The following is a 22716-nucleotide window of genomic DNA, read 5'->3' on the forward strand; positions in this document are numbered from 1 at the left end:
CCCGCGTCCACGGCCGTGCATGACACAGCCTGCCGGTGCTGAGGTCAGGCCCCCTTCGCCCCTGAAGCGGTGCTCGGCCAGCTGTGGACCGTCCGTGGACCCGCCTCGGCTGATCTGCCAGGCCCAGAGCGTGACCTGATGCGATGTCCGGGCAGCAATGGCCCTTCGCAGCCGTGTGCACGACAATCCAGCTGCCCTGATCACGATCTGCTGCAGACAGCGCTGTTCAGACCGCCCCTCCGTCGTCGGCAGGCCGGGGCGGGTACCGACCTGGTGCGGGGGTCGTCCCCGAGCCGCAGGGCCCGCACACGACGAGCGTCCCGGCGGCCGGCTGCCGGTCTACCGCGAGTGGCCCCTGGCCCGCTGGACGAGTCCGCGTCGTCTGCTCGGCACCCCAATCCCCGCCGTCCTAGCGCCGGCGCTGTCCGGTCACTGGCAGCATGGTGTGGCAACTCCGCCGACAAGGACTGACGGCCGGTCTGCTCGAGCTTGAAGCGGTGGCGGCCAGCCGCCTTCACGAGGTGGAGGAGCTTCAGCGTCAGCGGGACATGGCCGTGGTCGAGCGAGACCTCCTGGACGAGCTTCTGCAGGATCACCTGACGGAGCTGCAGCGGGTCAGCCTCGACCGTGTCATCAGCCTGGAACTCAAGGAGGAGGTGACCCGTGCCCTGACAGCGGCTGAGCAGGCTCTCGAAGACGCAGTCGCGGAGGAAGGCACAGCAGCCGGACCGCAGTCTGCTACACACTCCACGCGCATTTGGTCTTCACACCCAGGTATCGGCGTGGCCCGTTCACCGACGAGATCCTTACGCGCTGCGAGGAGGTCATGCGTGACGTATGCACGGACTTCGACACCGAGCTGGTGGAGTTCAACGGCGAGAGAGTCCACGTCCACCTGCTGGTGAACTACCCGCCCAAAGTCGCCCTGTCCCGGCTGGTCGGCTCCCTCAAGGGCGTCTCCGCCCGCAGGCTCCGCCAGGAGTTCCCGGCCCATATCCGTAAGTACCTGTGGGGTGAGCACTTCTGGTCGCCTTCGTACTTCGCCGCCTCGTGCGGCGGACCACCGTTGGAGATCATCAAAGAGTACATCGAGAACCAGAAGCGACCCGGCTGACGTCAACGGTGCAGGCCCGTGGGTCCCCGCGGGTCAGAGCGATCCGGAGAAGCGCTTCCTCCCAGGCGCGAACGCCCGGGGTTCCGCGCTAGACCAGGCTGAACGGCCGCGCCCTGACCATTCAGAACCTCACCATCCATCTGCACGGAGTACACCAAGGGCGGGGCGGGCGGGAGCGGGCCGACGAGGCCGAGGTCACGGCGACCTCTCGGCCTTCTACGGGGCCGACATCAACCGAGGCAACGGCGACGACCAGGTGGTAGCGACCACTCAAGTCCCGCTGCTTGGACAGCTCTCCGCCTCCGCGCACGTCGGCGTCGCCGGCCCGAGAGCCATCGGAGTCAACGACGTCCGGCTCTCCGACAACGTGCCTCCTGCCGCACGCACCCTGCTGGAGAAGGCCTTGGAGCGTCAGGCCCCGCTCGACAACCTGCCCGAAGGGCTCGCACTCCAGTCCGTGGCCGTCACCGACCATGGCATCGTCGCCCTCATGACCGGGCGTCCTCGTCCGGCAGGCCCGGCATGCGCAGCACCAGCCGGGCCGTCTGCGTCCCGGCGCTGCCGTCGAGCTGGTCGACCGTGTTCGACTCCAGCAGGGCGAGGACGGCTCTCGGGGCCCGGAATTGACGACACCACCAGTCGAGAAGGCGAGCGGACCAGCTGGCCGCGCGGAGGCCGGCGTACCGGCCGCGATCACAGCAGCAGGTCGAGCAGGCCGAGATCAGTGGTGAGGGGCTGTTCGGTCCAGATGGTCTTTCCGCTCCGGGTGTAGCGGCTGCCCCAGCGGGTGGTGAGCTGGGCGATGAGGAACAGACCTCGGCCCCCTTCGTCGGACCAACGGGCCCGGCGCAGCCGTGGCTGGGTGTTGCTGGGGTCGTTGACCTCGCAGACCAGCGCGTTCTCCCGGATGAGGCGCAGGCCGATGGGGCCGCCCGCGTACCGGACCGCGTTGGTGACGAGTTCGCTGACGACCAGCTCGGTGGTGAAGGACACCTCCTCCAGTCCCCACGCGGTCAGCTGCCCGGCCGCTGCCTTGCGGGCGGCGGCGACGACGGAGGCGTCTGCGGGGAATTCCCAGGTCGCGGTGTTCCCCGGGTCGATGGCACGCGTGCGTGCCAGGAGCAGGGCCATGTCGTCGCGGGCCGGAGCGTCGCCCAGGCTGCGGAGAAGCTCCTGTCCCACGCCGTCCAGACCACGGCCGGGGCCCGCGAACCGCGCGAGACGGTCGGTCAGCCGCCGCAGACCGGCGTCGGGATCGTGGTCGTCGCGGTAGATGACGCCCTTGGTGTACACCGCGACGATGCTGCCGGGCTCGAGATCGAACGTGGTCGCCTCGAACGGCATCCCGCCCACACCGAGCAACGGTCCGGGCGAGACATCGACGGTTTCGACGGTGCCGTCGGGCCGGATCACGACGGGCGGTGGGTGTCCGGCGCTGGCCAGGGCGCACTGGCAGGTGACGGGGTCGTAGACGGCGTACAGGCAGCTGGCGCCGACGGTGTCCCCTTGGTGGGGCGCCTCGGCCTGGAGTTGGTGGACGAGGTCGTCGAGGTGGGTGAGGAGTTCGTCCGGCTCCAGTTCCAGGTCGGCCAGAGTGTCGACGGCCGTGCGCAGTCGGCCCATGGTGGCGGTGGCGGGCAGACCGTGTCCCGTGACGTCACCCGCGACGCGGAAGGACGGGAGGGCTATGACGTCGTACCAGTCGCCGCCGATCTCCGCTCCGCCTCCCGCCGGCACGTAGAACCCCACGGTCTCCGCCGCGGGAGTGTCGGTGGTGGGCGCGGGGAGCAGTCGCTGCTGCAGGGCGACGGCCGCCCGGTGCTCGCGCGTGTAACGGCGGGCGTTGTCCACGCCGAGTGCGGCCCGGGACGCTATCTCCGTCAGCAGGTCGGCGTCTTCCCGACCGAAGGGGGCGGGTCGGCGGGTGCGCCAGACGACCACGGTGCCGAGGACGAGGCCACGGGCGAACAACGGAGCCGCGATCGCCGAGTGGCCGTGCTCGGGGACGAACAGATGAGCCAGCTCCGAGTGCCCCTCGGCTGCGGCGATCACGCTGTCCCGGTCTGGCAGCAGGACGGTCTCCCCCTGCCCGATTCTCCGTAGAAGCGGGTGGTTCGGCAGCGCGGGCGCAACCGCGCCCACGGCCGGGAGACCGGTGGGCCAGTCGTCACCCGGCGGGGCCACGCCGATCCGGCGCAGATTCCACTGCCCCGGGCCGAGCATCATCGGGGGCTCGTCCCCCTCGAGCACGGCCTCGGACAGGGCTACCCAGACGACGTCACCGAGGGCCGGCACGAGGACGTCCGCCAGCTCCTGGGCGGTGCGTGCCACATCCAGCGTGGCACCGATGCCCGCTCCGGCCTCGGTCAGTAGTTCCAGGCGCCGCTCGGCCCGGTACCCGTCCGTGATGTCGACGTACGTCTGGCACATGCCGAGGGGGCGGTCGGTCGGGTCGGTCAGCCGGAACGTGGACAGCGACCACATCCGGTCGCCGTCCGGACCGGACGGTGGGCTCCCGCGCACCGGAAGGCCGAGGACGGACTCACCGGTCTCTCGCACCTGCCGCAGAACCCGGTCGATCGTTCCGGAGTCGACGTGGGAGACGTCCGCGCCGACGTGCCGGCCGATGAGCTGGTTCCCGGTGTGGGTGAGAACTCGCTCCGCCTCTCCGTTCAGCAACCGGTACCGCAACTCGTCGTCCAGGAGGGCGATGGGGGCGGGATACTGCTCGAACAGGGCCCGCATCATCGCCCGGTCGACGTCCTCCCGCTCGATCCGCCGAGCGTCTCCTGCGGAGACCGACCATCCCGCCCGGCCCTCCCGGTCCGTGAGCGGGCGCGCGCGCAGCGCGACCCTCACCCCGTGCCCGTCGCGGTGCCGCAGGGCGAGAACGCCGTCCCAGCTCTGGCCGACCTCGGGCCGGTCGCGCCCGGCCAGCGCCGCTTCGCGGTCCCCGCGCGTGGTCAGCAGCTCCACCGCCGGTGTGCCGCAGACTTCCTTCGCCGAATATCCAAGGAGGGCTTCCGCCTCCGCACTCCACAGCTGAACGGCGCCCACCTGGTCCACCCAGGCAGTGGCGGGACAGGGGTCCGGCGGCGGGCCTTCCTCTCCCGCACTGGCCCCCTCGGCATTCACGGGTCCGCTCATCGGCATCAGTCCATTTCCGACCTCGCCCTCTGGCCATCATAGGAGCAGCGGACGGCACACCGGAGCTGGCCGGCGAGCGTGCGGTGGAGGACCTGCCGTGGTTCACCGACCCGTTCGGTCTGCGGCACGAGCTGCCCTGGGGCCGCGACTGCCGTCCCGCCACCTTCCGGCCCGGCCGACCTCTCAGCGGCTTCGAAACCGGGGAACAGGGCATGGGGCACGTCGTGCTGCTGTGCCGGACCTGGCCCGGGCCGACGCCTTCTTCAGCGGTGTGCTCGGCTTCAGGCTGTCCGACCGGATCGTCATCGACGGCAAGCTGCAGATCCGCTTCTGCCACGTGAACGGACGCCACCCCACGCTCGCCATCGGCGAGGGCTGGTACCTGGAGATGACACGGGCCCTCTTGTCCGCCCGGGCGGGGCACCGCAGCCGGCGCCCCGTGACGTCCTACTCCTCCGGCTCCCAGGCGCGGAGCAGGTCGAACAGCCCGGCGTCGCCGTCCATCCGCACGGAGCCGGCGGGGAGACGGTCGTAGAGGAAGAGGACCAGTTCACCGGCCGTGGCGTGGGCGGACACACCGGCCGCGTCCGGGCCCTCGCCTCCGGTGGTGTCGGCGGGCAGACGGGTGGTCCGGGCGCCGTCACCGTCGACCGTGAGGCGCCAGGAGCGGCCCTCGGCGGCGTGGAAGTCGAAGGCGGTGGGCTTGTGCGGCCAGGCGCTGGCCGTCGCGACGCAGGTGAACAGGAACTCCTCGAGACCGTCGAGGGCCACCTCCGCCGGCAGCGGCTGCGGGGCGCCCGCGGCGAGCTGGGCGTCGTAGGTGTGCACCGCGCTCTCCTGGACCCGGTGGCGGGCGACTCCGCCGGGGCTCCGCGGCGTCTGCAGGCCGCTCCACCACGCCCAGCAGCCGGCGTCCTCGCCCGCCTCCCGCAGCGCGCCCAGCAGCAGTTGCGTCGACTCCTCCAGCCAGGCCACCAGGGCCTCACGCTCCCGCGGAGGGGCCAGGGCGGCCCGCTCGGCGGCGGCCTCCGCCGGCGGGGCGTCGGCGGGCCCCGCCGCGACGATGGCGGCCCAGAAGCGGTCGCCCCCGCCAAGGTGCTGCGCCAGATCGAACAGCGTCCACTCGGGGCAGGTCGGCACCTGCGCGTCGAGGCCGGGGGCGGAGGCGATCGCGGCCCGGAACGCGGTCGACCGTTCGTCGATCAGCCGCAGGAGGTCGGAGAAGTCGAGAGTGTTATGCACCCCGGGTGTCTATCACCCTGCTCATCTCGCGGGAAAACGATTTTCCCCGGCCCCTGCGGCAGCGGCGCGGCACGGGCCGCTCGGGCCGCCGTCCGCCCGCTGTCACGGCGTCAGCCGCGCGCCGGGGACTCGTTGTTCTCCAGGTCCTCCACCGCGTCCTCGGGGCAGGTGGGTACGCGGTCCGGCAACCAGCCGCCGTGCGGCGATCGCCGCGTCGGCCGAGAATGCGGCGTAGGGCAGCGGGCGAACGGCCGACAGGGTCCAGTGACCACCGAGAACCTCGCTGCGTTCATCGCCATAGTCATGATCTGCGTCGGCTCGGGACGAGTGGTTGCGGGCATGGTCAGATGCCCGTCTCTTCGCATGGTCAGATGCCGGTCTCTTCTTCCCGCGTGTCGAATCCTTGGCGTGCGCGTTCGATGGCGGGCATGTTCTGTGCGGCCCAGGCCAGCAGCACGTCGACGGGGGGCCGCAGGGTCTTGCCGAGGGGGGTGATCCGGTACCGGACGGCCACGGGGCGGGTGGAGACGACCTCGCGCTCGATCACACCGTTGCGTTCGAGGCGCCGCAGCGTCGCTGTTAGCGACTTCTGCGTGACGCGGGGGATGGCCCGGCGCAGCTCGTTGAAGCGGCAGGGGCGCTCGCAGAGCTCGTTGAGGACGCTGAGCGACCACTTGTCGAGGATCTGGTCGAGGAGTTCCCGGTGGGGGGCGTCGATGCGGAGTCCGTCGTCGGTATCCATGGCGAAACCTGGTCTCGTTGAAGTGCCTTTCGTCTACTAGGTAGCTTACGGATACCTGCTTCGGAGGAGAGAAGGCAATGACTGTTCAGCACTTCACGCCGGAAGGCATGCTGCAGCCGGTCCCGTACCATCACGTCGCCGTGGGCACCGGGACGAGGCACGTCCACGTCAGCGGCCAGGTCGCGCGCCAGGCCGACGGGACCCCGGTAGCGCCCGGTGATCTGGCCGGGCAGGTCGCCCAGGCGCTGCGCAACACCGCCCTCGGGCTGCAGGGCGCGGGCGCGTCGTTCGCGGACGTGCTGCGCCTGACCTTCTATGTGACCCGGTGGGCCCCGGAGAAGATCGGCGACTTCATGGCCGGCGTAGAGGCCGTCGCCGAGGAGATCGGCCTGCGGCTCCCCATGCCCCCGGCCTCCCTCATCGGCGTCGAGTACCTCTTCGAACCGGACGTCCTCGTCGAGGTCGAGGCGACCGCACTCCTGGACTGACCGCTTCGACAGGGGCATGCGGTCGTCGGCGCAGACGCTGGACGACGCCACGCTGCACCGTACGGCGGCGGGGATGGAATCGAAGCCAGCGTCCTTCCTCGGCGCCATCCGGTAGCGCTCCCGTACTCGTGCGCAGAGCTTCGGCGAGACGCAGCAGAGGGTATGGCCCGCGGCTTGGAGGCGCTCGACCAGCAGGCCCTCGCCCCGTTCGACGGCGATCCCGGCCAGCGGTGCGTGACGGCGCAGGTGTCCGTCCAGACGCACAAGTCCGTCTGGGAATTCCCGCCACCAAGGAGTGGGCACGGGTGAATCTGGACGGTGACCTCGGGCCGGATGGCGGTGATCGCGTCGGACAAAGGTACAGACGCATGCGCCTGCTCAGCGCGGGCAAACGCAAGCAGGTAGACACCGGAAGGGCAGACGACCCGAGCCGGCTCCGGACCCTGGCCAGGGAGCGTGGAGACATGCGGCACCAGCACTTCCCTCCTGACCTTCGCCGGGACAACGCGTGAGTGCCGGCCAGCCGGTGACCCCGCTGGCTTCCCACCCGGGGCGCGTGGGCGTGCGCGGTCGGCGTGACTGGTGGCCGGCACTGCGCAGGACGCCTGCGGCCTTGTGGCGGGAGGACGCGACGGACTGGGCCGCCGCGCTGACCTACTACGCGGTGCTCACCCTCTTTCCCACCCTGCTGGTGGCGCTCTCGCTGCTCGGAATCGTCGGCCGCCCGGGAGGCGGACACGCCGTCGACCAGGTGGCCGCCGTCGTCCCCGGGCAGGCACGTCCCGCCATGCTGAGCGCGCTGGAGAGCATGTCCCAGCAGGAGACCCCGGCCCGGTTGCTGGCCGCCTTCGGAACCGTCGGGGCGTTGTGGTCGGCCTCCAGCTATCTGAGCGTCTTCCGCCGCGCCCTGCATGCGATGAACCGGGCCACGGACCGGCGCCCGCTGTGGAAGAAGGCCCCGCTCACCGTCATCACGGCGCTCACGCTGCTGACCCTGCTCGTGTCCAGCGTGCTGGCCCTGGTTCTCACGGGCGACGCGGCCCGGGCGGCGGGGAGGATCCTGGGAGTGGACGCCGTCGGCGTCGCGGCGTGGAACATCCTCAAGTGGCCGTTGCTGGCCTGCCTGGCCACCGTCATGGTCCTGGTGCTGTTCCGCTCCGGCCAGGCCGCGGCCTACGGCCTGCGCCACCGCGCCGTGGGGGGCCTGCTGGCCGTCGTGCTGTGGCTTCTCGCATCCGCCGGCTTCACCCTGTACACCGCCAACTACGCGGGCACCTACGACCGTCTCTACGGCTCCCTCGCGGGCATCGTCGTCTTCCTCGTCTGGCTGTGGATATCCAACCTCGCCCTCCTCGCCGGAGCCCAGTTCAACGCGGAACTCGCCAAGATCCGCCAGGGCCGGCCGGCCTCGACCGGGGAATGAGGCGGGGCAGGCCGCGCACGGGTAGTCCGGAAGGTCTTCGCCCTTGCGTCGGCGGTGGGACGGGGATGGGGGGCGAGCATCGGCCCGAGGTGGTCGATGATGCCGCTGCCGACTGGGACACCGAAGAGCGGGGCGAGCTGGCACGTCGTCAGGTTCGTGCGCCAGTATGCCGCGACCAGCAGAGGCCGGCCTCCAACGGGAGGCTCCACGGTCGGCTCTTGCGGACGGCGTCAGCACCCTCGCGGCGCAGTACGGTCACCGGCTTGCCGAACAGGCGTGGGCTCAGCCCGGTGAACGGGGTTATCCGGGAGGGCTCCGAAGTCGTGATCACAGCAAGCACCATGAGAGCGTTTCACTCGTCATCGGATGTCTCGTTCACGGCAGTTCTGGACGGTCCACCGAGCCTTGCGCGGCGCCCCTCACCAACCTCGGCGACCTGAGCTAGTCGAAGAGAGCAACGACTCCGATCACCCAGATCGCGAGGAACGCAAGGGCCCCCACCAGGCAGCCGACGCCCGCCAGCACACCGCCGACCGTCCACGGCTCGGAGGGCGCCCCGTACTCCCCTTCCAGATCGTCCCGGTAGGAGGCGGGGTCGTCCCAGTCGACGGGGTGCCCCAACTCCTCGGCGCAGGCGGTCCGCACCGCGGCCAGCTGCCCCTCCGCGAAGGCGGTGGCAGCCATCGCCTCGGGGCCACGCCAGGCGAGGGCCTTCATCCGGCACCCGGGAGACCTGTACCGCGCCTCGAAAGCGGCGGTCTCATCGGCGTTCCGGTCCTCTTCAAGGTACATCCAGCGTCCAGCCTCGGCGGTGTCGCCGTAGAGCCGGTACACCTCGGCCAGACGCCGGCGAAGCGTCAGGTCGTACGGGAAGGAGGAGACGAGACCGCGCAGGCGCTGGCGCGCGACGGGAACCCGGCCGGCGGCCAGGTCTGCATCGACTCGGTCAAGGGTCTCTCTCAGAGGCATGAACGCATGATCGGACACCGCACTGACCTACGTCGACCTGGTTTTGTCGCTCAGCACTCGCTCGCTCTGACTGATCGTTTCAGAATGAGGTTCGCAGGCGGCGGAGGCATATGAGGCTGCAGGCCAGTTCGAGCATGCCCTGGTGGAGATCGGCGCGTCGTTCGTAGCGGGTGCGGAGCCGTTTGAACTGGTGCAGCCAGGCGAAGGCGCGCTCGGCCGCCCAGCGCACCTTGCCCGGTCCGGAACCGTGGGCGACTCCACGCCGTGCGATCAACGGCTTGATGCCGCGCTTCCATAGCAGGCGACGGTACTTGTCGAAGTCGTAGCCCCGGTCCGCGTACAGACGCCGGGGCTTGCGGCGGGGACGTCCCCGCCGGCCCCGAATCGGCGGAACGGCGTCCAGCAGCGGCAGGAGCTGGGTGACGTCATGTCGGTTCCCGCCGGTCAGCGTCACGGCGAGCGGGGTTCCGTGGCGGTCGACAATCAGGTGGTGCCTGGAGCCGGAACGGGCACGGTCGACGGGCGAGGGGCCACGTGATCCCCCCTTTGAGGGCCCGGACGTGCGACCCGTCCGCGGGGCAGTCGTCCGGGTCCAGCAGGTCGGCGCGCCGAAGCTCGGCCAGCAGGGCGGCGTGCGGGCGTGGCCAGACGCCGGCCTCGGTCCAGTCCCGCAGCCGGCGCCAGGCCGTCACTCTGGAGCAGCCCATCGTCGCTGCGGGCGCATCGCACCACGCGACACCGGTCCGCAGCACGTACATGACGCCGGCGAGTGCCGTCCGGTCGGGAACACGCAGCCGCCCGGGAGTAGCGGCGGCACCGTTCGGGAGCGGGCGGCAGCAGCGGGGCCACCCGCTCCCACAGGTCGTCAGGAACAAGATCAGCACGCACTCCGGACACCCTGCCGACCAAGATCGCCGACCACAAGACCCGCGACTCAACTCGCTCTGAAGCGATCAGTCAGAAGAGCTCGACCACGATGGCGACGCTTACGGCGGTGACGGCTAGGCCGACGAGAAGGATGACCAGGGAGAAAAAGGTGAGCCACACCTTGCGGAGCCACGAGTACACGAAGGTCGACATGTCGGGACACCCGGGACGGTAGGCGACCTGGACGGTCTGGGCAGTGCTCCTGCCGAGCAGGTCGATGCGGCTGTGGGTCGCGCCCTGCATGTCGGTGTAGTCGTAGCTCACGCCGTTGCGCTTCGCCTCGACGGTGATGCCGTGCCGGGGCAGGTACCACATGTCGTACATCCCCTTCATCGACACGGCGCCGAACGCGGTGACCCCCACGCCGAACGGGGTGACCATGAGGAACAGGAGCGCCATCCCCATCGACCCCAGGATCCCGATGACCACGGTCATCGCGACGATCAGGAGGCCAGCAGTCCATGCCCAGAACGTGAACCTGCGGAACCGCGCGTCCTCGTCGGACTCCGTCAGTGTGCTGACGGTGACGAGGCCCGATCCGTCAGGGACCTCCGCGGACTCGTCCGCGCGCTCGGGCAGGCTTGCGTTGACCGCGTCGGCGAACATCGTGGCCGCCGCCTCGCTCACGCCCCCGACCCGGTGGACGGCCGGGGCTGATCCGTGCGGGGCGGTGAGCTCCACGGCGACGGCACGGCCCTCCGCCCGGACCGTCCGAACGGCCTGGAACGGAATCCGCGTCTCCTCGCGCTCTCGGGTCAATACGAGGTCAGTGTCTTCGGCTTGGAGGACGGATCCCCCGGATCCGCGCAGGACGGGTATGGGTGAGGTGGTCGGCATGGGCGTGATCGTAGAGGGTGGCCATCCGGTCATCCAGGGGCTGCTACGGCGTCGAACGTTCAGGAACGGCTCGGCGGTCTCACTCCAGGCATGGAGGTGCTCGTAGTGGAGGAGGTGGACGGTGGCGGGGGATCTCCGCGTACGCGCCGTGGGGCAGGACCTGGACACCTCCTGGGCCTCCGCACGAGCGACGTGCCGATCTCTACCAAAACCTGCTCGAACTGGCCTGCAGCCTTATATGTCTCCGCTGCCTGCGAACCTCTTTCTGAAATGATCAGTAAGGCGTCGGCTGAACCTCACTGAGACGGGACACCCGCAGCTACGGGACAGCCCTTGGCGTCCCGCTCATACGCATGTGGCGCATGGTCGCCCCGATGCCCGGCCATGTGAAGTCACCCGAACGACGGCGCCCCGGACGGCGCCCGTGTGCCGCACAGCCTGCCCACCGCGATCGCCGCCTACGGCCGGTTACCACGTATAGGCGGCCCCTACTGCCGCAAGCGCGCCAAGGAGGGCGTGGTCTCCGGCACCTTGACGTCGCACGTGCGTCAACTCGGGCGCCTGGTGCAGAGATCCTGAAGGTGCCGGGCCTGCGCCGTGGCGAAGGACCGACCACAGGAAGCGCTCCAAAGGAGGGCGTGGTCTCCGGCACCTTGACGTCGCACGTGCGTCAACTCGGGCGCCTGGTGCAGAGATCCTGAAGGTGCCGGGCCTGCGCCGTGGCGAAGGACCGACCACAGGAAGCGCTCCAGAGGCTGATGCTTGCGTGGGGCGGTTGATATTGGCGCGGTGAGGGTGTACTGGATGGGACATGACGGGGTGGAAGAAGATTGCGCTCGTCGTTGTCGCGGTGATGTGCGCGGTGGCGGCGGTCGGGCTCACGGTGGTGGCCTTCCTGGCGGATCTGGAGACTGCGAACCAAGTGGCTTCCATTGTTGGGGCGTTGGTGGGGATCGCGGGCTTCCTGGTGAGCCTCTGGGCGCTGCTCAGGTCGGGTGGCGCGGGTGTCGAGGCGAGCAACGGAGGGGTCGCGGCGGGCCGCAGCATTGGTCGTGTCGTCACCGGCAATAACAATCGACTGAACGGGGCCGTGCCGATGCCGGCCAGTTCCGGTGGCCCCGGCGGTTCCGGCGGGAGTTCGAAGGCAGACGGGCGCGGGAGCACGGCGGCTGGCGACAGCATCGGTGAAGTGATCAGTGGGGACGGCAACACGACGTGATTCCGCCTGGTGGGAGGGTGAGCGCCTCCAGGGAATCGATGGCGGCGGGCCGAGACATCGGACTCGCCGTTCAGGGTGACAACAACCAGATCTATGTGACGCGTGGTTCGGCGGAATCGGGAACCGGCGCGGTGGACCAGGACCTGCCGGGCCGGCCGATCGTTGAGTGCGACCCGTTGGACCTGGAGGTCCACCACGCGATCCGGACCGACCAGACACCGGAATCCGCGCTGCCTTTCTACGTGCCCAGACCTCACGACCTGCGGCTGCAGGAGTTGGTCGCTGAGGTGCTTGGCGGCCGAAGCCGTATGGCTGTGTTGGTCGGTGGGTCTTCGACGGGAAAGAGTCGCGCCTGCTGGGAGGCTGTCCAGCCGCTGGCCGAGGAGGAGGGCTGGAGGCTCTGGCACCCCTTCGACCCCGGGCGTGTCGATGCCGCACTGACCGGACTGCGGAGAGTCGGGCCGAAGACGGTGGTCTGGCTGAACGAAGCGCAGCACTACCTCGTGCCGACCGAAGCCGGCGAACGTGTCGCCGCCGCGCTGCGAGCATTGCTGGCGGACCCGACACGCGGGCCCGTGCTGATCCTCGGCACCCTGTGGCCCCGGTACTGGGACGAGCTCACCGTCCTGCCCGGCGAGGGGCGTGATCCACACACCCAGGCTCGCGAACTCCTCGCGGAACGCGACCTGCGGGTGCCGGAATCGTTCACCGAACCCCAACTCGACGCCGTCCTGAGCGCTTCACGCGTCGACGACCGACTCAGACTCGCCCACGAGCGGGCCGCTGACGGTCGCATCACCCAGTTCCTGGCGGGCGCGCCCGCGCTGGTGAAGCGGTACAACAACGCGTCGCCCGCTGCCCGTGCAGTGCTCGATGCCGCCATCGACGCCCGTCGGCTGGGTTGTGGTGTCCATGTGCCGATGGGGCTGCTCGAAACGGCCGCGCCTGCCTATCTCACCGAAGACGAGTTCTATGCCCTCAACGACGACTGGTTCGAGGAGGCCTTGGCCTACACCGCACGTCCCGTGCACGGAGGTACGGCCGCTCTGCGGCGGGTTCGCGCCCGACCCGGGCGTCCGGCCCTCGCGGGCGGTCCGGTCTACCGGCTCGCCGAATATCTCGAGCAGCACGCGGCGAACGACGACCAGCACGAGCGCGAACCGCCGGAACTGTGGGACGCGCTGGTCACTCGTATCGAAGACCCGAAGGACCTGTTGCGCATCGCGAAAGGTGCACACGGCCTGGGGCTGCGCAAGCATGCGGCGCTCATGCGGCGCCGCGCTGCAGAAAGCAGAGACGTCGAAGCGCTGAACGAGTTCTGCGGCGCACTCATGGCGGCCGAGCGCTACGACCTCGCCGAGCCATATCTGCTGCAAGCAGCCGAGATGGGTTCGGAGTCCGCCTGGTGGACCCTCGCGCACCGTGGCGACATTCGACAGCGGGCCATGTGGTGCAGGCGGCTGACGGAGACTGCCGATCGACAGCGCATGACTGATCTGGCTCCGCTGCTCCACACCAGCGGGCTCGTCGAGGCGGCCATCGACTGGCTGACACCCGGTGCCGAGCGCGGTGAGACGGCCGCGCTGGGTGCGCTCGCCTATCTGCTGGTTTCGGCGCACCGGGCGCATGATGCTGTTCGGCTGCTGTCCCCTCACGCCGAGAACGATCCGGATATCGCACAACAGCTCGCCTACGCTCTGGAAGAGACGGGTGAGGACGACGAGGCAACGCGGCTGTGGCGACGGCTGTCACTGGGCGGCGATTGGTGGGCGTCGATCCGCTATGCGGAGTCGCTGAGCCACCGGTCCGAAACCGAGCAGGCCATCGAAGTGCTGCGGCAAGGATTCGAGCAGAACCACGGCATGTGCTACAAGGAACTCGCCGCGCTGTTGGAGGATTCCGGGCGCCTGGACGAGGCCTACGACGCGCTCGTCCAGGCGGTAAGGCTGGGCCGGAGCAAGGCGTTGCGGCAGCTGCGGGATTTCGCAGACCGGCATGAACGCCTCGAAAGGCTCGCGCAGTCCCTCACCGAACTCGCTGCGGACCAACCTGCCGGCCCCTACTCCATCGTGCTCGTCCGTCTGGCCCTGGCCGAGACCCTCTGGCGGGTCGAACGCACCGCTGAGGCCGTCGCTGTGTACGAGCAGCTGGAGAGCGACGGCTACCCTCACTCCCGGGACGATCTCACCTCGCTCTATGTCCGTGACGGCCTCGTCCGGGACGCGATTGCGCTGTGGCTTCAGTCCGCCACGAACGGCTCGGCCACAGCCCAGTACCGCCTCTTCGAGATCCTTCACCAGTCGGGTCGTACGCAGGAGAGCCTGGAGTGGCTCCAGCGCAGCGCCGAACAGGGATTCGAAGCAGCTGTACACGCACTGATCGACCGCCGTAATCCGGATCCGGACAGCGAATTCTTGCTCCGGTTCGCTCTCGCCGGGCACACGGACGTGCTGCGGCGCATCGCAGAGGACAAGAATCTGACCGGAATTCTCCGAGCGGTCGCGCCGCACATCGGCCGCATGAAGGGCACCATCCCCTGGCGCGCCCTGTGCGACGCCAGCCTCACCCGCGAGGTGCGCGACTGGGCGTGGAACCGACTGCGGATCAAGGCCTACGGCGCCTTCAACACCTGGCTGAACGTCCTGAGATACCAGGGCGACCATTCCGAAGCCGCCCATCTCGACCGCTATGGCCTCACTCCCACTGGTGACCCCGCCCCCGAGTGGCAATGGGAGGAGATCCTCAGCGCAGCTCCCTGAGCGACCGCTCCGCACCCTCACGAGCAACCTCTCCGCGGGCTGTAGAAAGCCGACCGCTTCGAACCCTGCGGACCGCGCCTCGACCCCGTCCGAGCCAACGCACACCCCGTAGTGGGGGCTGCCGGGCGGCAAAATGCATTCGGAGGTGCAGTGATGAGAGAAGTGATCTGCGAGTTCCCCGATGCTCGAACCGGGTGGTCGGGGGCGGTGGTCCTGAAGGTGTCGGAGCACCGGGGCAGCCTCATCCCCACCTCGGACCACCTCACCGACCGCCCCAGCCGATGGCGGGGACCTGGCTATCCTCTGCCCCTATGACTGGCTCTGTGCGGCTTCCGCTGCTGTTCCTCGACGTCGACGGGCCCCTCATCCCGTTCGGTGCAAAGTCGCAGCGGTATCCCACTTACGACCTCGGCCCCGATCTGCGTGGGGCCGATGCAAATCCGCTCCTGACCAGGATCAACCCTCAGCACGGGGCCAAGCTGGCCGCGCTTGCCTGTGAGGTGGTCTGGGCCACGACGTGGATGGACGAAGCAAACGAGTGCATCGCTCCGCTGCTCGGTCTTCAGCAGCTTGCCGTGGTCGTCTGGCCGCAGCCGTCCGACATCGACGATCAGGACGCACGCGACGGACTGCACTGGAAGACCCGTGTCCTGGTCGACTGGGCGGCAGGACGGCCGTTCGTATGGGTCGATGACGAGGTCACGGACAGGGACCGGGCCTGGGTCGCCGGCCACCATGGGGAACACGCCCTGGTCCACCGAGTTGATGCCCGCCTTGGCCTCGCCGACAGCGACTACGCCACTCTCGCCGCGTGGCTGGGCCAACCGTTCGGGGCATAGGTCCGCCGGCAGCGCATCGATGCGAGACGACACCCCGAGTGCGGCAGGCCGCTCAGCAACCGACGGCAGGAGGCGCAGCCGACGGCCAGCGTGGGGCGAGGTCCGATCGAGCCCGGCCCCGCGGAGCGCGCGTCGGCGCCCCGCCGACGGCGAACGCACAACCGTTCATCCGGCTCCGGCTCCGGCTCCACGGTCGGCCGAACCGTCACCTCCCGGTCGGCACGAGCCGACGCAGGCCGACACACAGCCGCCCTCCCGGCCGCGTGAAAGCGTCAGCCGCGTCGCGCGAGCAGGAGGTGATCCCTTCCGGACCGATCCTTCCCGGACCGTTGCGGGCTCAGCGGCTGTACAGCCAACTGCCGTACGCGGCACCGTCCACGAGGTGATAGAGGCCGATCGCTACGGGCGCGACGACCAGGCCCAGGGCGCCGAGCCGGATCGAGACCGGGGCGACCACGCTGGCCGCGTCATGCTGCCCGGAGACCGTTGGCCAGTCCCGCAGCCGCCTGATGTCACCGGCGCACGCCGCCCAGAAGTACAACCCCACGGCCAGGAGGACGCCGCCGACGATGAGGCAGAGGCCACCGACGACCGCCAGGAATTCCATGCGTTCGCCGTGGCCGCCCACCGTCAGCGCGGCCACGACAGCCACCACCGCACCCACGGCCCCGGCCGCCGCCCCGCGTATCAGCACGCCGCCCAGCCGCAGCCGCGGCGCCAGCACTCCCTCGTCGTCCCGTTCCATGCGGGCACAGTAACCGCCGGGCCGACGACGCATGAGCGGGGGCCCTGAAGGTCATCCCCGGTATCCGGCAATTGTTGCCCTCCGCGGCGTGGCGAACCGGCCGCGTCGGAGCGCGGTTTCGGCGGATCCTGGCGGACTTCGACGCACCGGTGCGGTCGCTGCCGTGTCCCTCGGGTGTCGACGGCCGCTCGTTCCGTGCCGGGCCGAAGAGCGCGCCGGCAACGGACTCGCTGCCCCGGGTCGGCGGCATGCAACAGCTCGGTCCGCTCCCGGAGATCGTTCGGCTGGTCTCCTGGGGCGGCATGCGCCGTGTCTTGCATCTGTCCGTCGGCGGTGTACCAGGGCGCCCGGGCCGAGGCCCCTGGTCCACGACGGTCCGTCGGACGCCCTCCGGAACCGCGCGGGATCACGTCACTGCGGCGTCGGGTCGCCGTCCCGTTCCACGGTGGTGGAGACACCCGCCGGTCCCTCCGGAGGCAGGGCCTCGTCCTCGGGAACGTCCTCCTTCTTGGGGCGCCGGGTGCCCCGCGGCGGACCCGCCCAGCTCGCGAAGTCGTCGTCGAGTTCCTCGTAGTCGGCGGCGTCATACTGCGTCATCGGCGTCTCCTCGGGTGTCGCGGCGCGGTTCGTGGAATTCCAGGAGGTCGACGTCGGCGGCCCGGACGTACAGGCCGGCCGTGCCGCTCATCCGTGGTCCGAAGGTGCCGTCAGGCTCCATGCGGTACTGGGACTCCAGGTAGAGGTCACCGGGTTGCGGATAGGCGGAGGAACGCGAGCGGGTTCCGTACCAGCCCCCCGCCCAACCGCCGTTCTTCAGCCGGACCCGGACGAAACACGCCCCACGGTCCTGGAAGAGGGCGTCCCACGCGGTGGGGGTCTCCTCGTGCACGGCGGCGCGCCGACGCCGGATCCAGTACGCCTCCGCCCACGCCACCAGTGTCGGCACGACGACGACGAGACACAGCAGCCACACCCCGGCCTCCCGCGGCTGCTCGGCGACACCGGCCAGAGGCCGCTTCCCCCCGCCTCCCAGCAACCGTATGAGGTGGGGACCGACGGTGATCAGATAGGCGGCGTCGAGCAGGACGCCGACGGCGAGGGCGCGCAGGACGCGGTTGTTCACCTCCTGTTCGGCCTCGCGGACCCCGAGGAGCCGCTCCCTCGCGAAGAGGTAGGAGGTGCCGGGCAGAACCAGCAGCACCAGGATCGCGAGCTGCTGAACGGTACTCGGTGTCATGGTCCGCTCCCCCGCTCGCGGGCGCTGACGGACGCGTTGCGGGCCAGCGTGCTCAGTGCGCCGAGGTCCAGATCGAAGGCGTGGGCCTTCACCCACTCGGCCTGGGACGGCTTGATCAGCTCCACTTCCTGCCCGGCCCGCCTCATGAGCTCGAGCGCCGTCGGCTCGTCGCCCTCGTGGAAGGCCAGCCGGCCGCCTGTGAGCAACAGGAAGGCCGCCAGCAGGCGTTCGCGTGGCCGGGCGCGCCGTTCCAGCAGGGCCAGGGCACGGGAGAAGCACGTTCTCGTGCGCGGCACGATGCCCCGCAACGCGCTCTCCACACCGTCGTCGACCAGAGCGCGCACCTCGCGCAGGGCGCCGGGGCCGAGCGGCGGCGTGTGTGCCGGGTCGTCGATGCGCCGGTCCGCCGCCAGCAGGAGCCGGATCGTCTCCCGCCGTATCGACCGGGCGCCCCCGAGCGACTCGGTCAGCACCAGGACCCGGTCCAGGACGGTGATCGCGTCCGTCACCTGTCCGCGGTCGAGGAGTGCCTCCCCGAGCAGCCGGGAAGCCCGCGCGGCTTCCGGCTGCCTGTCCGCCGCCTCGAAGACGGCACGGCATTCCTGGAGGAAGGGGAGTTCTGTCTCCCCGACCGGCCGCCCTGCCTCCAGGGTCAGAAGGGCGTTCGCACCGGCCTTGAACAGGGTCGTCTCGTCGCCGCCGCGGCGTGCGTGCGTCCAGCTCTCGAGATACTCGGCGAGGCCCTGTTCGAGGTCACCCGCCTGGCAGTGGGCGACCCCGAGGTTGAGCAGAACGTGGCCGAGCAGAGCCGGGTCGTCCGCCGCCCGTGCCCGGGCGATCCGCTGCCCTTGCAGCCCTGCGGCGAAGGCCTCGTCGTAGCGTTCCTCCATGGCGTAGGCCAGGCAGAGGCAGCCCAGTACGGAGGCCGCCTCCCTGTCCGAGAGCGTGCGCCGGACCGCCGGGGTGTCGACGAGTGCGAAGTGCGCGACCCGTTCGTAGACGGGCATGTGCAGGAAACGGTCTGCGGTCGGCTCCGACTCCTCGGCCATCACGCCCCCACCATGCTGAACGGTGCCCACAGGAACGGGTGCCGGAAGGGGCGCGTCGGAACACCGTCGGTCGTCAGCCGCCGGCGGATCTCGGCCGGGAGCCAGTCCAGGCCCAGCAGTTCGGTCACGGTGGCCGAGCGGAGCCACAACTGGGCCCACCGCAGCGCTTGTGCGGGCGATCCGGCGAAGCCGGGCGGTGTGCCGTGCGGGGGCGGCTCGACGCCGTGGCCGAGCAACCGCCGGTAGAACGCGATCATCAACAGGACGGCCGCGGTGTCGTTCGTCCTCCAGCGCGTGCAGACGACGCCCGCTCCGCCGGCCAGCAGGATGCCGGTCGGCAGTCCGATCGCCTCGTCCGGCAACCGGGGGTCGACGAGCCCGGTGTCACAGGCCGACAGGGTCACCAGCCGGGCCCTCTCCAGCGGGCGGGGCCGCGCGTCCAGCAGGTCGGCCAGGGTGATGCTCTCACCGCCTAGGTCGAGACTGGAGGCGAGCGGATCGGCCGGGTCGTAGGTGCCGTGGCATGCGAGGTGGACGTGGCTGCCGCCGGACAGCGCGTCGATCAGGCCGCCCTTCGTGCACCCGTCCTCGGCCTCCGGCGTGTCGCCGGTGACGTCCCGGCTCTCCCCCACCGCGGCGAACAGCTTCCGCAGCGTCTCCGCCTCCTGCGCGGCGAGCAGTCCTCCGTCCTGTCCCGGGGTGGACGCCGCCACGAGAAGGGGTTTTGACGGCGGCGCCGCGGCCCGGCGTCTGGCCGCGAGGAGCAGTCGTACCGACGGTGCGTACGCGACCGCCCGGGTCGCAAGCAGCGGCTCGCCCGTGGAAGGGAGCTGCGCGGCGTGCAGGGGCAGATGGGCGACGGGTCCACAGGCGATCACGACCACACCGGTCGCCGTACCGAGCGCCTCGGCGACCTGTCCGATCAACTCCTCCCCGAGCCGCGGGAGCAGCTCCCGCAGGTCCCTCCCCTTTTCGGCCACCGTCGCGGCGAAGGCGTCGGCCAGCGCACGGGCGTCCGCGGCGGTCAGCGCGGACTCCACGGCTTCGACACGCGGCCCGGGGTCGCTCTCGTGCCGGACGATCAGGGACAGGCTCCCGTCCTTCGTCACGGCGATGTAGCAGAGCGGCTCTCCCGGTCGTGCGGCCCCCAGGATGTCGGCCCGCGTCGTCTCGCGAAGAAAGGACTCCATACCCGGCAGCGCCCTGACCCGGGCCAGGGCGGCTGCCAGCTCCGCCCTGGCTTCGTCGAGAACGCCGCCCAGCTCGTACTCGGCCGCATCCAGCTCCCGCCCGCCGTCCCGCGAGGCTTCCCAGCGGCTCAGCTCACGGTTACGGGCCTCCAGGGTCTGTACGGTCTCGGCGGCGCGCAGGTAGGCGGTGTGGGTCTCCGGGTCCGTCCGCGCCAGCCGGTGCAGCTGCTCATGATCCGGGGACAGGACCAGATTGAAGTTGCGTGTTCTGCCATGCTCCAGGCAGAGCAACGCCTCTTCCAGCCGGCCCGCGCGAGCCAGTGCGCAGGCCGCCCGCTGATGCAGATCCCCGGCCGAGTCCAGCCGCTGCTCCCGCGAGGAGCTCACCAGGCAGGCCCGGAACAGCTGTTCGTCCGCCTCAACGGCCTGCTGGTACGCGTCGGCGGCCGCGGACCACTCGGTTCGTTCCGCCAGGGCGTCACCGAGCTGTTCCGCCGCCATGCGCAGCAGGTCGCTGTGACCCTGGGCACGGTCCATCGCTTCCCGCAGAACGGACAGCTTCCGCTCACGGAGTTCGTCCTCCCGCGAGAGGTCCAGCTTGCGAGCGACCCGGCACGCCTCCGCCAAGGAGAGCAACGCAAAGCCCAGTTCGAATCCGGTCGGCAGCCCCTCGTAGGCGGCGACGGCGTCCTCGATGTACCCCAGCCCCCGCCGCGCCCCGGCGACGGGATCTTCCGCCTTCCCCCTCTTGGCCTGCTTGAGCAAGGCCCAGCCGAGCTTGGACATGCTGCGTGCCCACAGGTGGGGAGCGGTGTCCCTGTGGCGGTGCACGAGGGCGGCCTCGTGGCATCGGATCTCCTCGTCGTACTCGCCGAGTTCACCTGCGACGACGGCTAGCTTGTCGTAGGTGCTGGAGGCCTCGCCGCGGTCGCCGACCCGCTCGTAGACGGCGAGAGCGCGCAGCAGGTGCTCGCGTGCACGGAGGCTGTTCTCCCGGCGGTCCCCGCGTGCTCTCTTGGAGAGTGAGACCGCCAGTCGGGCCTGGGTGTTGGCCCACTGTTCGGGATCGGTCTCTTCCGATTCGACGGTGTTCAGCTGCTCGTACAGCCGCACTACGTGCTCTCTGTTGACGGCCGGGTCGCCTTGTTGCCTGAGGTTGTACGCGCCGGCGAGGAAACTCTGGGCGTCGCACCAGAGCTCCTTGTGCCGGGCGGGATCGAGCCGGGCGACGACCGGTTCCAGCAGGCCGATGGCCTCTTCGATCTGGCCGGGTGCGGACTGTGTGCCCTGATCGGTCAGCACCTTCGCCAGCTCGTTGCGCACACGGGCCCACGTGTCGGGATTGCGCTCCGGCCCTGTCTCCTCCAGAGCCGCCCGCAGGTGCCGGATGGCCAGCTCCTGGTTGGCGCGGACGTCGCCCGTGTAGCGCTGGCCGTAGGCGCGTGCCAGCTCGTACCGGGCTACGGCCCAGCCCTGCGGGTCCTCCTCCCTCGTAATACTGCGCGCGTTGCGCAGCAGCAGACCGATGGCCCGTTCCAGGCCGATGACGTCCTGCCCGCGGCTGGCACTGGTCAGCATCATGCCCAGCGTCATCTCCAGGGCGCCCCGCATCTCGGGCTGATCCCGGTCGCCCAGCAGCTCCAGTGCCCGTTCCGCCAGACGCCCCAGCTCCTCGGCGAGCGGCCTGTCGCTCAGGGACCGGCCGAGCCCGCCACGCCCGGACGCCTCCAACTCGGCAGCGATGCGCAGCACTTCGAGCGGTGGTTCGGAACGCCGGGGCTTGACCCTGCACACGCGCGGCCCGCCGTCCGCCGAGGCGCCGCGAGCGGTCCCCGCCAGCACTCCCCTTGCCGCGTCGAACGGCACGGACAGGACGCCGGAGTTCTCCGCGTCCTCCGCGCTCACCGGCCCCAGCCTGTCGAGCAGGGCCTCCACGTAGAGCTTCTTGTTGGCTTCGTCCTGCTCAGGCGGGGTGTGGGGTGGGTAGAAGTACACCAACTGCTCAGTCGCCGCGCCGCGGTACACCAGCAGCGGGAACAGCCGAGCCTTCCTCACGCCACAGGACGGACAAGTGACAGACGGCACCTTGCCCTTGACCACTCCCCGCACCAGGTCCGGCCGCGCCAGGGCGTCTACGATCATGTACGTGTGGTCCTGGACGTCTTCCCCGCACCTGCGGCACCGCCAATCGTGCCTGATCCGAATCGAGTAGTTCACCGGCTCCCCCAACCGACATCACACGCTGCGCGTGAGGATCCCCTGCCCGTCCCCACGGGGGGCTCCCCGGGGTGAAGCCGTCGAACCACAGGCACGCCGTCACCCACAGCCCCACTGTAGGGACACTCAGTGACAACCGTTGTGTGAACCCGTGATTCGCCCGTCGCGTGCCTCGCGCGAGCTCTCCGGGACGGCGGCCAGGCCGATGGCGACTGCGGTCTCGGTGAGCACGGTCCGCCGCCTGTGATCGGGCGCGTGCCTGCCCGGTGCGGTGAACCCGAGCCCTGCGCAGCCCCCTTGGCACGGCCCCCTGCACGGCGCGCGGACCGAACCGAGTTCCGCCACCGACGAGGCCGATCAGTTGAGGAGGGCGGCGAGGGCCGCAGTGACGGTCGCGGCGAGGGTGACGACCGCGGCGAAGACGGTGGCGGCGCGGTTGAGGGCGGCGGGGTAGGTGGCGCTGTCCAGACGGGCGAGCTTGCCCGCGCCGACCGCGGCCAGCAGCGCGACGACGATCACGAGGGCGGCGGACAGAAGGGCTACGGCGACAGCCACGGCAGGACTCCCGGTGT

17 protein-coding genes and 3 pseudogenes are annotated in these 22716 nt (G+C 70.3%); 7 read left to right on the top strand and 13 right to left on the bottom strand.

Going from position 1 to position 22716, the window contains the following annotated elements:
• Window positions 1-703 precede the first annotated feature (703 nt).
• Window positions 704-1114 (top strand): annotated as a pseudogene (gene tnpA, locus ACFYR0_RS11015) (IS200/IS605 family transposase); the annotation flags it as partial.
• A gap of 256 nt (window positions 1115-1370) precedes the next feature.
• The gene (locus ACFYR0_RS11020) at window positions 1371-1886 is read left to right on the top strand and encodes a hypothetical protein (RefSeq protein ID WP_389324687.1); all 516 of its coding nucleotides are present in this window, start codon (window positions 1371-1373) and stop codon (window positions 1884-1886) included.
• Here the strand turns inward: ACFYR0_RS11020 and ACFYR0_RS11025 are convergent.
• The 3 genes from ACFYR0_RS11025 to ACFYR0_RS11035 all read right to left on the bottom strand — a co-directional run bounded on the left by ACFYR0_RS11025 (window position 1808) and on the right by ACFYR0_RS11035 (window position 6245).
• Entirely contained in the window at window positions 1808-4267 is a 2460-nt protein-coding gene (locus ACFYR0_RS11025) for a SpoIIE family protein phosphatase (RefSeq protein ID WP_389324690.1), read from the bottom strand. The genes ACFYR0_RS11020 and ACFYR0_RS11025 overlap by 79 nt on opposite strands.
• A gap of 441 nt (window positions 4268-4708) precedes the next feature.
• Window positions 4709-5503: a maleylpyruvate isomerase family mycothiol-dependent enzyme gene (locus tag ACFYR0_RS11030; RefSeq protein ID WP_389324693.1), complete on the bottom strand. Its 795-nt coding sequence runs from the start codon at window positions 5501-5503 to the stop codon at window positions 4709-4711.
• A gap of 367 nt (window positions 5504-5870) precedes the next feature.
• Window positions 5871-6245, bottom strand: a complete 375-nt coding sequence (locus tag ACFYR0_RS11035) for a winged helix-turn-helix transcriptional regulator (RefSeq protein WP_389324696.1) — start codon at window positions 6243-6245, stop codon at window positions 5871-5873.
• A 77-nt stretch (window positions 6246-6322) separates the two neighbouring features.
• On the opposite strand from ACFYR0_RS11035, the gene ACFYR0_RS11040 reads away from it, so the two are divergent.
• Both ACFYR0_RS11040 and ACFYR0_RS11045 read left to right on the top strand, forming a co-directional pair.
• Window positions 6323-6733, top strand: a complete 411-nt coding sequence (locus ACFYR0_RS11040; RefSeq protein WP_389324699.1) for a RidA family protein — start codon at window positions 6323-6325, stop codon at window positions 6731-6733.
• Between the two features lie 508 nt (window positions 6734-7241).
• Entirely contained in the window at window positions 7242-8156 is a 915-nt protein-coding gene (locus ACFYR0_RS11045; RefSeq protein WP_389324702.1) for a YihY/virulence factor BrkB family protein, read from the top strand.
• Window positions 8157-8215: 59 nt separating this feature from the next.
• Here the strand turns inward: ACFYR0_RS11045 and ACFYR0_RS11050 are convergent.
• The 4 genes and pseudogenes from ACFYR0_RS11050 to ACFYR0_RS11065 all read right to left on the bottom strand — a co-directional run.
• Window positions 8216-8499, bottom strand: a pseudogene (locus ACFYR0_RS11050) (transposase family protein); the annotation flags it as partial.
• A 98-nt stretch (window positions 8500-8597) separates the two neighbouring features.
• Window positions 8598-9125, bottom strand: coding sequence for a DUF6584 family protein (locus tag ACFYR0_RS11055; RefSeq protein ID WP_389324705.1), 528 nt, complete (start codon window positions 9123-9125; stop codon window positions 8598-8600).
• A gap of 79 nt (window positions 9126-9204) precedes the next feature.
• Window positions 9205-10013 (bottom strand): annotated as a pseudogene (locus ACFYR0_RS11060) (IS5 family transposase).
• Between the two features lie 69 nt (window positions 10014-10082).
• Window positions 10083-10889, bottom strand: a complete 807-nt coding sequence (locus tag ACFYR0_RS11065; RefSeq protein ID WP_389324708.1) for a hypothetical protein — start codon at window positions 10887-10889, stop codon at window positions 10083-10085.
• Between the two features lie 811 nt (window positions 10890-11700).
• Between ACFYR0_RS11065 and ACFYR0_RS11070 the strand changes: the two genes are divergently transcribed.
• From ACFYR0_RS11070 to ACFYR0_RS11080, 3 genes are all read left to right on the top strand, one after another.
• Entirely contained in the window at window positions 11701-12108 is a 408-nt protein-coding gene (locus ACFYR0_RS11070; protein WP_389324711.1) for a hypothetical protein, read from the top strand.
• Between the two features lie 17 nt (window positions 12109-12125).
• Window positions 12126-14867 carry a tetratricopeptide repeat protein gene (locus ACFYR0_RS11075; RefSeq protein ID WP_389324714.1) on the top strand — a complete coding sequence of 914 codons (2742 nt, stop codon included), beginning with the start codon at window positions 12126-12128 and terminating at the stop codon, window positions 14865-14867.
• A gap of 311 nt (window positions 14868-15178) precedes the next feature.
• Window positions 15179-15706 carry an HAD domain-containing protein gene (locus tag ACFYR0_RS11080; RefSeq protein WP_389324717.1) on the top strand — a complete coding sequence of 176 codons (528 nt, stop codon included), beginning with the start codon at window positions 15179-15181 and terminating at the stop codon, window positions 15704-15706.
• 337 nt (window positions 15707-16043) lie between these two features.
• Here ACFYR0_RS11080 and ACFYR0_RS11085 read toward each other — a convergent pair whose 3' ends face one another.
• From ACFYR0_RS11085 to ACFYR0_RS11110, 6 genes are all read right to left on the bottom strand, one after another.
• Window positions 16044-16451 (bottom strand): DUF6336 family protein, encoded by a 408-nt coding sequence (locus tag ACFYR0_RS11085; protein WP_389324720.1) that lies wholly within the window; start codon window positions 16449-16451, stop codon window positions 16044-16046.
• 411 nt (window positions 16452-16862) lie between these two features.
• A complete protein-coding gene (locus ACFYR0_RS11090; protein WP_389324723.1) occupies window positions 16863-17048 on the bottom strand; it encodes a hypothetical protein in 186 nt (61 codons plus the stop codon).
• Window positions 17035-17688, bottom strand: coding sequence for a DUF6338 family protein (locus tag ACFYR0_RS11095; protein WP_389324726.1), 654 nt, complete (start codon window positions 17686-17688; stop codon window positions 17035-17037). Before ACFYR0_RS11095 ends, ACFYR0_RS11090 begins: the two co-directional genes overlap by 14 nt.
• A complete protein-coding gene (locus ACFYR0_RS11100) occupies window positions 17685-18737 on the bottom strand; it encodes a hypothetical protein (protein WP_389324729.1) in 1053 nt (350 codons plus the stop codon). The genes ACFYR0_RS11095 and ACFYR0_RS11100 overlap by 4 nt, the downstream gene beginning before the upstream one ends.
• Window positions 18737-22144, bottom strand: coding sequence for a CHAT domain-containing protein (locus ACFYR0_RS11105; protein WP_389324733.1), 3408 nt, complete (start codon window positions 22142-22144; stop codon window positions 18737-18739). Before ACFYR0_RS11105 ends, ACFYR0_RS11100 begins: the two co-directional genes overlap by 1 nt.
• Before the next feature lie 357 nt (window positions 22145-22501).
• Entirely contained in the window at window positions 22502-22699 is a 198-nt protein-coding gene (locus tag ACFYR0_RS11110; RefSeq protein WP_389324736.1) for a hypothetical protein, read from the bottom strand.
• Window positions 22700-22716: the final 17 nt, after the last annotated feature.

The sequence above is a fragment of the Streptomyces sp. NPDC005017 genome, from assembly GCF_042873115.1.
Taxonomy (GTDB): domain Bacteria; phylum Actinomycetota; class Actinomycetes; order Streptomycetales; family Streptomycetaceae; genus Streptomyces.